The following is a 15,255-nucleotide window of genomic DNA, read 5'->3' as shown; positions in this document are numbered from 1 at the left end:
CCCCGCCTTTGATCGCCTTGCAGAATTTGAGAACAGCCATGAAGCATTGGTACACTGCCGACACGCATTTCGGCCATGACAACATCATCAAGCATTGTGCTCGTCCGTTTACGTCTGCGAGCCACATGGATGCCGTTTTGCTCGAAAACCTTGCCTCGAAGGTCGGTCCGCAAGATGCGCTTTGGATTGTTGGAGATTTCGCCTTCGGACCTAAGGCCAAAGATCGCAGGTGGTTGTCGAACCTGTTCTCTCGCCTGCCAGGCGCAGAGAAGCACCTTGTCGTTGGAAACCATGACGGCGAAGCCACGCAAGCTTTGCCTTGGACCTCGGTCACACATTTAACCGAGGTAACGGATGGCGCGGGCTCGCCTTCCGTCCTTTGTCACTACCCAATGATCACCTGGCACAAGGCCCGGAAAGGCGCTCTTCACCTGTTTGGCCACGTTCATGACCAATGGATGGGTAGCCGAAATGCGGTGAATGTTGGGGTGGATGTCTGGGGCTATGGGCCCGTAACTATCCGAGACATTAAGCAGCGGGCCGAGACACTGCCCGCAAACAAGCACTGGGACGACGTGGAGCACAATGCGGAGATAAGTTGAACGCACGCTATTAGCTTGTTCCAGAATAAATTTTAAGCAATCCTGTGTGCATGAATGCGACCGAAAGTAATTTTCAATTTCTAGATATTCTTGACGAGCAACTGGTCAATTTAGGCCGCCTCGCTGAGAGCTATTTCCATGACGACCCCAGTACTTCAATTATCAAACTGCGCCAGTTTTGTGAGCATTTGTCTCAACGACATGCGGCTAAGGCAGGCATCGAGTTCGAAGCCGGGGATCTCAATCCGAATTGCTGCGCACTCTGAAATTCGAACGCGCGGCACCAGAAAAGGTCCTCGATGTTCTTCACCACGTCCGAAAACTCGGGAACGAGGCAGTTCACGGAGGAAAAGGAAACCATCGGCAGGCACTGACAGCGCTTAAAATGTGCGTCCAGCTCGGGGTATGGCATGTAAGGTCAGCCACAAAGGATGGTACATTCTCGGTTCCTCCTTTCTTGCCGCCTACCGCTCCTGAACAGTTGGCTGGTGAGCTGCGAAATGAGATCGATAGGTTGCGGGCAGAGCGAAACGATGCAATTTCAACCGCCCAAAAAGCGGCCGAAGCGGGGCAAGCTGCGCAAAGGGCAGCAGAAACGGCATCTGAGCGAGCAAATCGTGAGGCGGAAGAGCGTCGGATTTGGGAGGATTTGGCCCAAGAGGCAGAAGCTAAACTGCATGACTTCGTCTCCAAAGCCTCCGACGACGACAAGCTCGAGCAGAGCGCATTTCTATCTGCGTCAATGTCTGCTGATGGGGCGATTGACTTGGACGAGCAGTCAACACGCGCTTTGATCGATCAGCAGTTGAGAGAAAGAGGCTGGGAAACTGACAGCATCGAGATCCGACATTCGAAAGGGAACCGCCCAGCCAAAGGCCGCAATATGGCCATTGCTGAGTGGCCGACCGAGCATGGACCAGCTGACTACGCCCTGTTTGTAGGTGAAGTCTGCCTAGGTATCGTGGAGGCCAAGCGATACAGAAAGAACGTTTCGGCTGCCATAGATCAAGCTGAACGTTACTCGGAAGGTTTTGGCCCGCAAGGGAGCGCCCAGATTTGGGATGAACGTTACCGAGTTCCGTTTTTGTTTGCTACAAATGCTCGACCGTACCTGAAACAAGTCGAGACCGAGAGCGGTATTTGGTTCCGAGATGCAAGGCGTGCACAGAACCACCGACGTGCTCTCATGGATTGGTTCACGCCTGATGAACTTGCCTCGCAAATGGAGGTCGAGAAAGAAGCGGCGCAAGAAGCGCTCAAGTCGCGCAGTTTCGACTTCGGTTTCCAATTGAGGCCCTACCAAAGAGCGGCGATCCAGAAAGTTGAAGAGACACTTTCAACAGAACAGCGCGAAATGCTTGTGGCAATGGCAACTGGTACTGGCAAAACCAAGCTGGCCATAGCCATGCTTTACCGCCTGCTGTCGACTAAACGGTTTCGAAGGGTTTGCTTTGTGGTCGACCGATCTGCTCTCGGCACACAAACCAGTGACGAGTTCATGAGCACGGCTATCGAAGGGCCAAAGACGTTTGGTCAGTTATTTGGTATCAAGGGCCTAGAAGACATCAAGCCCGACCCTGAAACTCGTGTTCATATCTGCACGATCCAGGGCTTGGTCAAGCGAGTTCTCTACAATGATGAACCCGCCGATGTCCCGCCGATTGGCCAGTATGACTTGATGGTTATTGACGAGTGCCATCGAGGTTATTTGCTGGACCGCGAGATGTCGGATGCAGAGCTTAGTTTCAGAAGCCAGGACGACTACGTTTCCAAATATCGCAGGGTTTTAGAGTACTTTGATGCGGTGAAAATTGGTCTGACGGCAACCCCGGCCCTTCATACAGCTCAGATTTTCGGCGAACCAATCTACACCTATACCTATCGAGAGGCAGTCGTGGATGGCTGGCTTATCGACCACGAGCCTCCCACCAGGTTTGAGACAGCCCTGAGCGCTGCAGGCATCAAGTTTGAGGCTGGTGAGGCGATGGAAGTACTTGATTCGACCACGGGCGAAATTGATGAAACCACGGCACCTGATGAGCTGAGTTTTCAGGTCGAGGCCTTTAACAGAAAGGTCATAACACAGAAGTTTAACCGTGTTGTTGCGGAGGAGCTCGCGAAACACATCGACCCAAGCCTTGAGGGTAAGACCCTTATTTTCGCTGTGACTGATGCGCATGCGGATATCGTGGTTGCGGAGCTCAAGAAGGCCTTCGCGGCGCAATATGGCGAGATCGAAGACGCAGCCATCCGCAAGATCACAGGCAGTGTTGACAAGGTCGGTAAGCTGATCAGGTCCTTTAGGAACGATGCTTTCCCTCAGATAGCTGTAACAGTCGATCTTTTGACCACTGGCATCGACGTTCCAAAGATCACAAATCTTGTTTTCATTCGGCGAGTAAACAGTCGCATCCTCTATGAGCAGATGCTTGGGCGCGCCACTCGGCGGTGTGATGAAATTGGGAAGGACGTCTTTAGGATCTTCGACGCCGTTGATCTATACGCGTCACTTCAGGACATGACCCAGATGAAGCCCGTTGCAAGCAACCCTTCATTGAGGTTTGAGCAGCTCTTTGACGAGTTGGCGACTGTTGAAGAAGCTGAGCAACAAGAGCTTATCCGAGATCAGATTTTGGCAAAACTGCACCGCAAGCTTAGGAATATGCCAAGCAAGATTAGCGAAGCGTTGACTGAAGCTACCGGCGAAACGGCTGAACAGCTCAGAGATCGTTTGCGGAATACCCCAATCCAAGCGGCTGCCGAATATGCGAAGAAGTACACGAGCATTGGCAAAATTCTCGACTGGAAGCCAGAGGGATCAGGTCCAAACCTCATCCCGATTTCAGAACACGAAGATGAAATGAGGTCTGTCACGACCGGCTATGGCGACTACTCGAAACCAGAGGACTTTCTTGACACCTTCTCCTCGTACGTGAAGAACAACCAAAACAAGATCGCCGCACTGAACGTTGTCGTTCAGCGCCCACGAGACCTTACTCGTGGACAGCTTCGCAGTTTGCGTCTTGAGCTCGACAAGATGGGCTTCTCGGAGACATCGCTAAGAAAAGCATGGTCCGACGCATCCAATGAAGACATCGCCGCTTCGATCATCGGATTCATCCGGCAAGCGGCAATCGGCGATCCGTTGATACCGTTTGATGAAAGGGTGCAGGCTGCGACAAAAGCCATTCTCTCGAAGACCAGCTGGACCTCGCCGCAAAAGACTTGGCTTCGACGGATCGCTGATCAGATCGCGCAGGAGATCGTTGTGGATCGAGAAGCGATTGACCAAGGTACATTTCAAGCCCAAGGAGGCTTCAACCGGCTCAACAAGGTCTTCAATGGCCAGCTGGAAGCCATCCTGTCGGACTTTAACGAAGAACTCTGGAAAACGAGCGCATGAATCCAAAAACCGCCGAAATCGTCGCCAAGCTATGGAAGGAGTGCAAGACGCTCCAATCAGCTGGTGTTTCATACAGTAACTATGTCAACGAGCTGACCTACCTCTTGTTCCTCAAGATGTTGGAGGAGACCGGCCAAGAAAATAGGCTTCCGAACGGACATTGCTGGAGCAAGCTTGCCAAGATGGAAGGGGGGACCAGCTCGAGTACTACAAGTCGATGTTGCTTGAATTGGGCAACCCGAAAAAGACCAAAGATCCGGTCACACTGGCTATCTTCACGGATGCGATGACGCACCTTCGCCTCCCCAAAGACCTGAAGACACTGACCACCAACATCGACAAGCTTGACTGGTTCACTGCTCGGGAGGATGGTCTGGGCGATCTCTACGAGGGCCTCCTCGAGAAAACGACCTCAGCGACGAAGTCCAAGGCCGGTCAATACTTCACGCCGCGCGCGCTGATTGACTCAATCATTCGCCTGATCAAACCCAAGCCAGGTGAGGTCATACAAGACCCGGCCGCTGGCACCGGTGGCTTTCTCATTGCGGCAGATCAGTACATCAAGGATGCGACTGACGATCTGTTCAAACTTTCAGATGCGGAGGGGCACTTTCAACGGCACCAAGCATTTGTGGGACACGAATGGGTGCCAGATACGAACCGGCTCTGTGTCATGAACATGTTGCTCCATGGTATTGAGAACATTGTGGGATGCGAAGACAGCTGCGCCCCGCAAGGTGCCCAGTTGGGCCGTGCTGACGTGATCCTCACCAATCCACCGTTCAACAAGATGTCCGGCAACGTAAACCGCCCTGACTTCACGTTGACTGCGGGAGAGCGGGTCGGCCCAATGCCATTTCTTGAGCATGCCATTCGCAGTCTGAAACAACACGGGCGCTGTGCCATCGTTATGCCGGACAACATTCTGTTCGGAGATGGCGTCGGCACAGAGCTGCGCCGCTTCTTGATGGCGAACTGCAATCTGCACACGATCCTTCGCCTGCCAACCGGGATATTCTATGCGCAAGGCGTCAAAACCAATGTCATGTTCTTCAGTCGCGTGACAAAAAAAATTATGCCCGCTGACCATAAAAAACAGGCAACGGAGGAAGTTTGGTTCTACGACCTCCGCGCTAACATGCCGTCATTCGGCAAGACCAACGCCTTGACCGACAAGCACTTTGAAGTATTCGAGGCACTCTTCGGCGATGATCCGTTGGGCGCATCCGACCGGGAAGAACAAGGCGAAGATGGCCGCTGGCGCAAGCTGACACGGGAACAGATCGCGGAGCGTGGCGACAACCTCGACTGGTCATGGCTGCGCGACGAAAGCGGCGATCCCGAGGATGACATGACCGACCCTGACGAGATCGCAGCGGCAATCATGGGCCACCTCCGCGCAGCGCTCAACGAGATTGAAGCGCTTAGTGAAGAGTTGGAAGAAACCACCGAAGTTGAGTCCGCTGAATGACTGCGGGCGATACATTCGGGCGCACGATCCAACTGTTCCTCGTCGATGGCAAACCGACTGGTCTGCGCAAGGCCACCATACACGGCTGGACGGGGCTGCTGTTTGTCAGCGGAGCCTCCGCCTTTGGTGATCTGACCGCACGGGAAGAAGTGGACCGCACAGGCGTCTATATCCTCTCTGGTCCTGATCCTGAGAAGGCAGGAGCCACGCGCGTCTACATCGGCTCGGGCAATTCAGTGGCCGAAAGGATCAAGCAAAGCGCCTTGAAGCGTGACTTCTGGGAAACGGCCATCACCGTCACCACCAGCGATGACGACTTGTCCAAGGGCCATGCCGAGTACCTTGAGGCGCGGCTGATCGAGCTGACCTCGCAGGCGGGACGTGTGACGCTCGACAATGGCACCCAGCCTGACACCAGCCGCCGTAGACTGCCTGAGGCGGACGTGGCGAATATGGAGCAGTTCCTTGCTAACCTGCGGATCATCTTGCCGGTGATCGGGCTGGACATGCTCAAACCGCAACCGCGCGCTGTGACGCAAACTGCCAAAACGGTAGAGGAGCGCACCACGGGCGATGTGCAATTTGAAATCCGTCACAAAAGCGGGGTGCAGGCCACGGCAGTGGAGGAAGACGGCGAATTTATCGTGCTGGAAGGGTCAGAGGCGCTGACCGGTACAGGCTATGTCCAGCAGAGCTATGGCGGACTGAAAGAGAAGTTGATCGGGGATGGTGTGCTGATCCCGCACGGGGCGGACAAGCTGCGCTTTGCCAAGCCTTGGTCTTTTAGCAGCCCCTCGGCAGCCGCAGCAGTCGTGCTGGATCGCAACAGCAACGGCCGGATTGAGTGGAAGGTGAAAGGGTCAAAGCAGACCTATCATGATTGGCAGCAGACGCAGGCTGCAAAGCAGGAGGCGGCGGAATGAGCAATGAACGCTGGCCACTGCCCGAAACCTGGTCTTGGGCAAGGAGCGCAGATATTGCCAGGATCGTCGGTGGCGGTACTCCTCGTGCTGACGATGAACGCAATTTCACTGAAAACGGCATCAAATGGATCACGCCTGCTGACCTCACAAGGTATTCAGACGTGTATATCGGCGGTGGCCGGAGAGACCTGAGTGAGAGAGGCCTTAGTACGTCTGGGGCTACTCTTTTGCCCAAGGGTACAGTCTTATTTTCCAGTCGTGCTCCCGTCGGTTATTGCGCAATCGCTGCGAACGAGATTTCGACAAATCAGGGTTTCAAGAGCCTGGTTCTGGAAGATGAAATTCTGCCGGAATATGTGCGGTATTACTTGTTGAGCGCTAAAGAATATGCGGAGAGTTTGGCGTCAGGCACGACATTTCTTGAGCTTTCCGGAAAGCGTATGGCTGAGCTAAAAATCCCTCTTGCACCTATTTCTGAACAAACGCGGATTGTGAGCAAGCTCGACATTCTCAGCGCCCGCACTTTTACCGCTCGGGCCCACCTCACCGCCATCGCAAATCTTGTGGAGCGATATCGCAACTCAGTATTGGAAATCGCTTTTAAGGGAGCACTCACAGCCGAGTGGCGGGCTATCTGCGAAATCGGTAATATTGCCTCTGCTGAGACTAAGATACGGCTGGACAGGCAGCGGTTATCTCTTTCGAAAAAGAATGAAAAACTGCGCAGAGCTCGAACAGCAAAGGCGGATCACCACAGAGTTCCCGTGGAGCTACCAATTCCAGAAGAATGGACTCTTACGACCATGGAGGATATCTCCAGTCCCTTGCGTCTCATACAATATGGAATTCTTAAACCCGGCCCAGATGAAGCAGGTGGAGTTCCGTACGTAAAGGTGATGAACATTAAGGGCGGCGTCGTCGAGCCTGAGAAGATCAGGCATACGACAAAAGAAATTCACCAACAGTACATGCGATCTTCATTGAAAACAGGCGATTTACTTCTGACTATCCGTGGCACGGTCGGGCGCATGGCATTCGTACCTGAAAGTTTGGATGGTGGGAACATCACCCAAGATACAGTTCGGATTGACCTACTTGATGGTATGAACTCGCACTATGTGTTCTGGTATTTCCACAGTCCGCAGGCTCAAAAGTACTTCCAAGAAAACCAAAAGGGCGTTGCCGTGAGAGGCATCAACGTTGGTGATGTTCGACCAATGGAAGTACCTCTGCCCAGTCGTCTCGAGCAAGATGAAATCGTCAAACAGATCGAAACGGCTTTCGCAAGGATCGACCGCCTCGCGGCTGAAGCTGAAAAAGCCCTGAAGCTCACCGACCGCCTGGATGAACGCATCCTCGCCAGGGCCTTCGCGGGTGAACTTGTCCCCCAAGACCCGAAAGATGAACCGGCCAGCATGCTGCTTGAACGCATCCGCGAGGCCCGCGCCAATGCACCCAAGAAACCGCGCCCAAGGCGCACGAAAGCGACCGCCATGAAGAAAGACCCCAAAGACCTCTTGCTCGCCGACAGCGCTAATTGGCCCACGAAAGGTGTCTCCTACGAGGAACTCTCAACGCGAGTTGTAATGCCCCATGATGATCTCCGGGATGCTATGTTTGAGTTGCTCGGCGGGACGAACCCCAAGCTGGTCCAATTCTTTGATACCAGAGCGCAGCGTATGCGGTTCAAGCAGGCTACCGAATGAGGTTGAAGTTTCTAAAGATAGAGAAATCAGCCGCGGCTGGTGGCTTGTTCGACGGCTCCGAGATTTGGTTCGGTCGCGGCATAGATGGAAACACAAACGAGCCTCTTGCGCCGTTGTGCCTTATCGGGCCGAACGGATCCGGTAAGTCCCAGCTGCTTCAGCTGATTGCAGAGATTTTTCAAGCCGCGTGGTACGAACACGATCCAAAAGAGGAGCGCAGCAGTGCGAACGAGGAAGTCCTTTTTGACGTGGAGTACATCATCACTCCTAAAGGACAGGATGTGGCCGAAACCGTGCGGCTGAAACGCACCAAGAAAGGAAGCAAAGTTGGCGCAATTGAGTTGATCCTTGACGAAGAAGTTATTGTCAAAGCGGGAACGTCAGAATTCGCCAAGTACTTGCCGTCAATCATCATCGGCTACACTTCTGGAGACAATGAGACTCTCAGCCTTCCGTTCTTAGCAAGTCGAAGCGGATATGCAGATGATGTCGCCCGAGCGGCATTGGGAGCTGAACCAGATGAAGAGGTGCCTGATAACCGGCTAATGCTCGTGGACTATGCGACGAATCTTGAAGTAGTTTTTTCGAACTTGATCCTCGGGTCGCAGCATGTCCGCGATGAACTTCTAAGGCATGCAAGTCTGGGTGACTTAGCATCCTGTCGCTGCGTTGTCCGGCTCGCTCACTCTGCCGTTCCCAAAGCTCCAAAGAAGCAAGCCGTGAAGTCCAAGCGCAAAGGCATCCAACTCACAGCCGAGCTGGAAGAACTGATAGACCGACTAAAGCGGACCGCAACCTGTTGGAGTGTTGACGAAAAGACGGAGTCCTACACCTTCGACTTTTTCATAACTGAGGCTACGAGAGAGGCCTTTGGGCACTTCTGGGATGGCGCGTTTCCACTCTATAAATCGCTGCATAAGCTGGCGTTGCTTAACGACCTTGCGATCCCAAGGCCGACACGAGAACGGTTGAAACGGGAAATCAAAGACAGGCGTTTCGCATCTAGGCCACCCCAACCTCAGCAAGAGCAAATGGTATTTGCGTTTGAGGAAGTGAAGTTCTGGCCTGAAGACCGGTCGTCATCGGCGGTGGACTACGTTTCTTTGTCCGACGGTGAGCACCAACAAGCTTTGGTCCTTGGGACCTACGCCATGGTTCGCGACACCAATGCGCTCTTTTTGTTGGACGAACCTGAGTCCCACTTCAATCCAAAATGGCGCGTGAAGTTCTTTCAACGACTCCTCGACATGACCGGAGATCGTGGAAACCAAGAAGTACTCCTCACAACGCATGCGCCATTCGTTCCGTCTGATATGCCCAGCGAACAGGTTATGATTTTTGCAAGGGATCAGGAGACCGGCAAGGTCGATGTGATCCAGCCGCCCATTGAGACTTTTGGAGCCACCTTTGACCGAATTCTTGAAACCTGTTTTGACATTCGCCCACCGCATTCATTCATGGCGGAAAAGCAAATAGAAGTGCTTTTGAAATCGGAGGATGTTGAGACGGTAGAAGCGGGCTTCAATGAACTCGGCCCCTCTACTGGCAAAGCCCTATTGGCGGATCATCTCCGCAAGCTCAAAAAGAACACCGGATAATGCTCTTCACATATCCTGTCGAAGCTTTGGCCTGCAATTGGCTCAACGATAACATCATCACGTCCTTGGTGGATGGCATGACAGCAATTGATGGGGGCGGGACACCTCTGGCCTGGCCGAATTGCCTCCCCGTCCTTGCACGAGAGAGACTGCGTCGTCAAACCGGACTAAGGACCAGACTCACAGCTTTCTGGACGGCGTATGCCAATTTAACACCAAACGAGCGAGCGACGGTCTGGGAAGTGGTATTGCAGCAAACGAATGTTCCAAACGTTTACGGTGATACTACTCTACACTGTTGCCGCCTCGATACCTTGCCGCCTGAAGTCCAGCCGGCAGCAGAGGATTTGGCAGATTATGCCTTTGACAAACTCTCATCCTTAAAGGTTGAAGGTACCGCACTTAGGGATATCCACTTCAAAGCCATTCAGGATAGAGGTGTGAAGGTGTGCCCATTCTGCGGATTGCAGAACTTCCAGCCCGCCGGTCTAAAGCGAAACGCTCTCGACCATCTAATGCCTATTTCAAAGTATCCATTTGTATCATCCGACTTCAGAAATCTGCCACCGGCATGTCATGCCTGCAACTCGCTTTACAAAAAGGACGCCGACGTTCTCTACGACAACGCTGGCAACCGTCGATCATGTTGTGACCCATACAGCGGGCCAGTTTATCACGTGAGTTTGCTTGGGAGTAGATTTGGGGAGGGCAACGAAGTTGGTGGATACACGATGCCAAGATGGTCAGTTAGCCTAGAAGGAGAGCCCGCTCTTCAGGCCAATACCTGGGATGCGATCTATAGTATCAAGCTGCGATACGAGCACACCTTAGACCGAGACTTCTTAGGTTGGATAAAACGATTTGCCTTGTGGCTTGTTCGAGAAGATCCGGCCTTCCGGGATAAGCCGCCACATCAGATTTCGGTAGAAGTACCACGATATGTTGAGAACGTATTGCAAGAAGGATTCGATGACGCTTCGTTCCTCAAGGCCGAGGCATTTCAGGTAATTGCTTCTGCTTGTGATGATGATCAACTCGGAGATGATGCTAGAGCTTGGCTGGCTAACTTTGTCTACTATGCAACTTGATGCTTACGAGGTAGTTTTTGTGGTATAAATAGAGTTGAGAGTATTTCTTATTATAAAAAACAATAACTTATTTGTATTGTGATGCTCCCTTCGTCTCCGCCATTATACATTGAGTTCATTGGATAAAGCCAGGAATTGGCCAATCTACCCACGAGCTACCCAAAGCTTGAAAGGGTCTTGGAAAGGCTGAAACCTTCGATCTGGACGACTTCGACAATCCGTCGCCACCGTAGCGATGCGTGTGCAAGTATCTCCCTGCGGAGCGGGTGGGCAACGTCTTGGAGGGTGGGACCGTGCGGTTTACGCCCTTGATGAACACGAGAGATACGTTTGAGGTTCGTCCGACGTCCGAAAACCTGGCTGGTCCGAAGTTTCTTACGATGCTACCGCAACAAATGGACACGACCGTCGTTCAACGACCCGAAGAACATAGAAGGTTCGCTTGAGAAACTAGGCCGCGAATTGCTTTCCTGCTCATTGTCGGAACGTATGGGCGTCGCCCGGATGGGGGCACAGTGCGACGACAACAATGGCAGCTTCGTGGTCGCATTCGACACAGAACATGAATGGTTCCAACGCCGAAAAGATGGCCAGAAAACCTGTCTGCAAAAGGTAATGTATTTCGACAGGAAGGTGAGGAACCTTTGGTAGACATTCAGGCCGCGCTCATTTCAAGGACTAGAGCGTAGGAATTCGGCCTGCGCACTGATTTACCTGCACAGCAAACTGCTGGGCCGACGGACCTCTTCATATAGGTCAACGTTGATTTTCACGATGCCCATGGCATTCCTCACAAAGTTGATGGATGTGCGAAACGTACATGTTTCTTATCAATGATGGTTAATCATACGGATTGGAAGTGGTTCAGCCCGAACGGCGGCGTCGAACTGCGCAATTAAGTACGCCAATCGGTCTGTCACCGGGGGTGTCCTTTTTTCCACACACCCGCATTGGCGGCCACGAAATCCGCCAAGGTCTGCGCTGGTCGTCTGGCCATGCGCGGCACTGCATCAGTGATGCGATCTTCTGAACCCGCAGCGATGTCAGCATCCATCTGCGCAAGGGTCTGGGCATAGGCTTCTGGCAGGCCGGATTGATCCCTATGTCGCGCGGCAAGCTCATCCACGCTCAGGTGATGGTGCATGACCGGGTGCTTCAGCACATCGCTGATCGTCGCCGCCACATCATCGTAACTGAGTGCCGCAGGGCCCGTAAGGATCATGTCGCCCGTCACACATTTTGGCTGGGTCAGTGCTTCGACTGCGACGGCTGCAATATCCTCTGCATCGATGAACCCGATCCGCCCTTGATCTGTTGCGGTGTAGATCGCGCTCTCATTGCGGATCGTCACAAGGTGCTGGCCCTCCGAGAAGTTCTGCATGAACCATGTCGGGCGCAGAACCACCCATTCCGGCGCGTGATCGCGCAGCCAGGCATGTACCGCGCCCATCATCGGCCCACCCGGTTCCAACGAGGATGCGCTGAGCAGGACGAAGCGTCTGACGCCATTGCGGATCGCGAGTTCCATGAACGGGATCATCACGGGCAACGGTCCAGCGATGCCACTTGGCGCGACGAGATAAATGCTTTTGACGTCTTCCAGCGCTGCCGCCCAGGTGGTCTCAATCATCCAATCGAAGCGGATGTGGTCTTTGGCGCCGGGATTCCGTGTTGCGACGCGATGCCGAAGGCCGCGGGCGGAAAGCTGAGCGGATACACGGCGTCCGGTCGTGCCGGTCCCGCCCGTGACAAGGATTGTATCAGGCACGGGTAAAACCCTCCCCCTCAGGCTGGGGAACAGCGTCTCCGGTTGCAGCAAGCGTGATCCGTGGATCCCAATAGTCGGCGTAATAGACAATTTTGCCGTCGCGCGTTTCGATCACCGATATCCATTTCTGATCGTAAGATGCACCGGTTCGGCCTTCGCCGCTGCCGCGAAACTCCAGCACGACTTTGTTGGGGTCCGCCATTTCGCTGACCCGCAGGTCAAAGAAATCATCGATGCGGATCAGGTCGGGCAAAACCATCAGGTAACGCTCCAACGCATCTCGACCGTCGATTCGGGCAATGAATCCCGGCGGTGCATAGGGAGCCTCAAACACACAATCCTCGGCGAACATGTCGAGGAAATCCTCCGCCTCCGAAGCGATCCGGGCACCGAGCCCTTCGCGCAGGATATCGGCAAGTCCTTCAAAACGGGTTTGTTGGGTGGTCATTGACAAGCCTTTCTTTTGGATGGAACGATGCCGTATCGACCATATGGGAGATCAGTGGATGGAACGCAATCGTTCCGACGGAAAATTGGCGATGAGCGCGCCGCCGCGTGCGCCCAGTGGAGCGGCCGTGATGCGCCCGTCCGTGACCGATGCACTGACCCGCGCGTTTTTTGAGGAATGGGCGCAGACAGGTCTTGGTGCGCTTAGCTTGGAACGCGTCGCCAAGCGGGCCGGTGTTGGAAAGGCAGCGCTCTATCGGCGCTGGTCGTCAAAACAGGACATGGCGATCGAACTGATCAAGACGGTTGGCCTGAACCTCACATCCATCCCCGACAGCGGGTCGTTATTGGGGGACCTGCGGCTGATCCTGTTGTCCCTGCGCCGGACGCTTCGCCACCCGCTGATACGGCGCATTCTGCCCGACCTGCATGCCGAGATGGCCAGAACCAGCGCATTGAGCGCCGAGATAAGGAACACTCTGCAATATGAGCGCCGCGAACGCGGTAAGGTGATCGTCGATCGGGCCATCGCACGTGGTGAATTAACTGCAAGTGCGGACCGCGACCTTGCCAACGACGCGCTTGCAAGCATCATTTATTGGCGAGTCATCGTGACCGGAAGTCGCGTCAGCAGAGTGGAAATAGACAAGATCGCACAGTTCATCGCTGCAGGTCTTGGCCGTCAGTGAAGCAGGTCAGCCAACCCCTGCACGAGACCGGAAAATCGGCCTTCGTCGGGAAAGGCTTCATTTTATAGGACCAAAAGCAGACGATCGAGGATCACACCGCGCGCATTGCGCTGGTTGCGATATCGTCGTCCAGCAAACGCGCCAGTGCGGACAGGCGATCATTTTTCCGGACGATGACAGTCTCGGGCAAGAGTGAGACCGGCAAGGTCTGCGGCAGGTGAACCAACTAGAGGCAAGACTGGATCACCATCTTGACATCGATCGGTGTATCCAAGTCGCCCACACGGTATTCCCCGCCCGACAAATCAAGGGGAAGCGCCGAACGGGCGGCGCCAGTCATATCAAATTTGCCCGACACCATGAAATCGGCAGCCGATGGGGCCAAAGAAAGTCGACAGCCAAAACCCAAGCCAACTGATCCAAAGGCAATTTTGTGGATCTCGTATTCGGAGCAACCGGGAATGTCGGGGGAGAACTCGCAACCCAGCTCGTGAAACAGGGCCATGCGGTGCGCGCGTTGGTTAGCGACGAAACACGCGCCTACATCCCCCGATAAAAAGAACGACAGAAATACCGTTCCCGCCCGTAAGACAATTATACAAGCAACCGGAGGGCCTCATGAAGACACTAGTAACCACGCTCGCTCTAACGCTTTTGGCAGGCGGTGCGCTTCAAGCGCACGTTACGATCACCGTGGAGGGGGATCAGCGCTGTATCACATCCGATGGCGTGCCCGATCATGACACCGGCTCATGGCGGGCCGGGGCCTCGGTGGAAGAGCAGAACCATACGTTTTGCATGGATGCGACGCCGGAGCTGACCGACACCATCATCCGAAACGCCCGTATTTCGGGTATTACCCTGACCGGAATTCCAATGCGTCCGGGCACCGCGGAATACTATGATCCTACTTCTGAGCGCGGTTATTCGCGCGACCCGTCTTCGGGATGGAATGTCGAAGGCGTAGGCGGGCTCATCATGGACGCACAAAACGCGCATGTGGACGGTGACGGGATGTACCACTATCACGGCATCCCCTCTGCAGTTGTCGACAGACTTGATGGCACGCTCTTTGGCTATGCCGCGGACGGGTTCGAAATCCACTACGTGGGTGCCCAAGCGCAATCGTCTTGGCAGTTGAAGTCGGGGGAGCGCGAGTCCGGTCCAGGTGGCACACATGACGGCACCTATGTGCAGGACTACGAATTCGTTGCGGGCTCTGGCGACCTCGACGAATGCAACGGGGGTATGTTTGGCGGGCAATATGTCTATTTCGCAACCGATACCTACCCGTTCTTCCCGCGCTGTTTCAAAGGAACAGTGTCGAGCGACTTCATCGGTGGGCGCGGCAATCGGCCCCCGCCGGATGGCGACGGCTGAAAGGGTCTGCCAAACGGGGCGTTGCGTTCATTGACGGCGGCATCAGTTGGAAGAAACGGCGTCATGCCGGTTTTCCGCTGACAGAGGTCGGTCGCAAAGACGAGGATCGCTTCCGGCTGAGTGCAGAATGATACCCCAGGCGGCAACCGCATTTTGTATCGGTAACGCTTGGGTCTCGTT

The 15,255-nt window shown here is 54.3% G+C and carries 14 protein-coding genes; 12 read left to right on the top strand and 2 right to left on the bottom strand.

What is annotated here, in order from left to right; translation table 11 throughout:
• The first annotated feature begins 38 nt into the window (after positions 1–38).
• Genes ACZ1HN_RS19240 through ACZ1HN_RS19200 form a run of 9 tightly spaced genes read left to right on the top strand, consistent with a single transcriptional unit; the run spans position 39 to position 10,791 of the window.
• Positions 39–602: a metallophosphoesterase gene (locus ACZ1HN_RS19240; RefSeq protein ID WP_472728660.1), complete on the top strand. Its 564-nt coding sequence runs from the start codon at positions 39–41 to the stop codon at positions 600–602.
• Positions 603–652: 50 nt separating this feature from the next.
• Positions 653–868 carry a hypothetical protein gene (locus ACZ1HN_RS19235; RefSeq protein ID WP_472728659.1) on the top strand — a complete coding sequence of 72 codons (216 nt, stop codon included), beginning with the start codon at positions 653–655 and terminating at the stop codon, positions 866–868.
• Complete coding sequence (hsdR, locus tag ACZ1HN_RS19230; protein ID WP_472728658.1) at positions 853–4,005, top strand: type I restriction-modification system endonuclease; 3,153 nt, start codon at positions 853–855, stop codon at positions 4,003–4,005. Before ACZ1HN_RS19235 ends, hsdR begins: the two co-directional genes overlap by 16 nt.
• Positions 4,002–4,295, top strand: a complete 294-nt coding sequence (locus ACZ1HN_RS19225; protein ID WP_472728657.1) for a type I restriction-modification system subunit M N-terminal domain-containing protein — start codon at positions 4,002–4,004, stop codon at positions 4,293–4,295. Before hsdR ends, ACZ1HN_RS19225 begins: the two co-directional genes overlap by 4 nt.
• Positions 4,223–5,476, top strand: coding sequence for an HsdM family class I SAM-dependent methyltransferase (locus ACZ1HN_RS19220; RefSeq protein ID WP_472728656.1), 1,254 nt, complete (start codon positions 4,223–4,225; stop codon positions 5,474–5,476). The genes ACZ1HN_RS19225 and ACZ1HN_RS19220 overlap by 73 nt, the downstream gene beginning before the upstream one ends.
• The gene (locus tag ACZ1HN_RS19215; protein WP_472728655.1) at positions 5,473–6,399 is read left to right on the top strand and encodes a GIY-YIG nuclease family protein; all 927 of its coding nucleotides are present in this window, start codon (positions 5,473–5,475) and stop codon (positions 6,397–6,399) included. The genes ACZ1HN_RS19220 and ACZ1HN_RS19215 overlap by 4 nt, the downstream gene beginning before the upstream one ends.
• Positions 6,396–8,105 (top strand): restriction endonuclease subunit S, encoded by a 1,710-nt coding sequence (locus tag ACZ1HN_RS19210; RefSeq protein ID WP_472728654.1) that lies wholly within the window; start codon positions 6,396–6,398, stop codon positions 8,103–8,105. The genes ACZ1HN_RS19215 and ACZ1HN_RS19210 overlap by 4 nt, the downstream gene beginning before the upstream one ends.
• A complete protein-coding gene (locus ACZ1HN_RS19205; RefSeq protein WP_472728653.1) occupies positions 8,102–9,703 on the top strand; it encodes a restriction system-associated AAA family ATPase in 1,602 nt (533 codons plus the stop codon). Before ACZ1HN_RS19210 ends, ACZ1HN_RS19205 begins: the two co-directional genes overlap by 4 nt.
• Positions 9,703–10,791, top strand: coding sequence for an HNH endonuclease (locus ACZ1HN_RS19200; protein ID WP_472728652.1), 1,089 nt, complete (start codon positions 9,703–9,705; stop codon positions 10,789–10,791). Before ACZ1HN_RS19205 ends, ACZ1HN_RS19200 begins: the two co-directional genes overlap by 1 nt.
• Positions 10,792–11,707: 916 nt before the next feature.
• On the opposite strand, the gene ACZ1HN_RS19195 is transcribed toward ACZ1HN_RS19200, so the two are convergent.
• Positions 11,708–12,559, bottom strand: coding sequence for an ergot alkaloid biosynthesis protein (locus ACZ1HN_RS19195; protein WP_472728651.1), 852 nt, complete (start codon positions 12,557–12,559; stop codon positions 11,708–11,710).
• A complete protein-coding gene (locus ACZ1HN_RS19190) occupies positions 12,552–13,007 on the bottom strand; it encodes a nuclear transport factor 2 family protein (protein WP_472728650.1) in 456 nt (151 codons plus the stop codon). The genes ACZ1HN_RS19195 and ACZ1HN_RS19190 overlap by 8 nt, the downstream gene beginning before the upstream one ends.
• Before the next feature lie 19 nt (positions 13,008–13,026).
• Between ACZ1HN_RS19190 and ACZ1HN_RS19185 the strand changes: the two genes are divergently transcribed.
• The 3 genes from ACZ1HN_RS19185 (at position 13,027) to ACZ1HN_RS19175 (ending at position 15,075) form a co-directional block, all read left to right on the top strand.
• Positions 13,027–13,695: a TetR/AcrR family transcriptional regulator gene (locus ACZ1HN_RS19185; protein ID WP_472728649.1), complete on the top strand. Its 669-nt coding sequence runs from the start codon at positions 13,027–13,029 to the stop codon at positions 13,693–13,695.
• A 433-nt stretch (positions 13,696–14,128) separates the two neighbouring features.
• A complete protein-coding gene (locus tag ACZ1HN_RS19180; RefSeq protein WP_472728648.1) occupies positions 14,129–14,251 on the top strand; it encodes an NmrA family NAD(P)-binding protein in 123 nt (40 codons plus the stop codon).
• Between the two features lie 62 nt (positions 14,252–14,313).
• A complete protein-coding gene (locus ACZ1HN_RS19175) occupies positions 14,314–15,075 on the top strand; it encodes a YHYH protein (protein WP_472728647.1) in 762 nt (253 codons plus the stop codon).
• The last annotated feature ends 180 nt before the right edge of the window (positions 15,076–15,255 follow it).

Source organism: Tateyamaria sp. GN1-10 (assembly GCF_055693845.1).
Note: the sequence above shows the minus strand (reverse complement) of the source record. Positions and strands in the feature narration are given on the sequence as shown.

Coding starts and splice junctions, on each gene's coding strand:
- ACZ1HN_RS19185 (WP_472728649.1), top strand. CDS start 13,027: ATGGAACGATGCCGTATCGACCATATGGGAGATCAGTGGATGGAACGC.
- ACZ1HN_RS19215 (WP_472728655.1), top strand. CDS start 5,473: ATGACTGCGGGCGATACATTCGGGCGCACGATCCAACTGTTCCTCGTC.
- ACZ1HN_RS19225 (WP_472728657.1), top strand. CDS start 4,002: ATGAATCCAAAAACCGCCGAAATCGTCGCCAAGCTATGGAAGGAGTGC.
- ACZ1HN_RS19210 (WP_472728654.1), top strand. CDS start 6,396: ATGAGCAATGAACGCTGGCCACTGCCCGAAACCTGGTCTTGGGCAAGG.
- ACZ1HN_RS19240 (WP_472728660.1), top strand. CDS start 39: ATGAAGCATTGGTACACTGCCGACACGCATTTCGGCCATGACAACATC.
- ACZ1HN_RS19175 (WP_472728647.1), top strand. CDS start 14,314: ATGAAGACACTAGTAACCACGCTCGCTCTAACGCTTTTGGCAGGCGGT.
- ACZ1HN_RS19190 (WP_472728650.1), bottom strand. CDS start 13,007: ATGACCACCCAACAAACCCGTTTTGAAGGACTTGCCGATATCCTGCGC.
- ACZ1HN_RS19200 (WP_472728652.1), top strand. CDS start 9,703: ATGCTCTTCACATATCCTGTCGAAGCTTTGGCCTGCAATTGGCTCAAC.
- ACZ1HN_RS19220 (WP_472728656.1), top strand. CDS start 4,223: ATGTTGCTTGAATTGGGCAACCCGAAAAAGACCAAAGATCCGGTCACA.
- ACZ1HN_RS19235 (WP_472728659.1), top strand. CDS start 653: ATGAATGCGACCGAAAGTAATTTTCAATTTCTAGATATTCTTGACGAG.
- ACZ1HN_RS19205 (WP_472728653.1), top strand. CDS start 8,102: ATGAGGTTGAAGTTTCTAAAGATAGAGAAATCAGCCGCGGCTGGTGGC.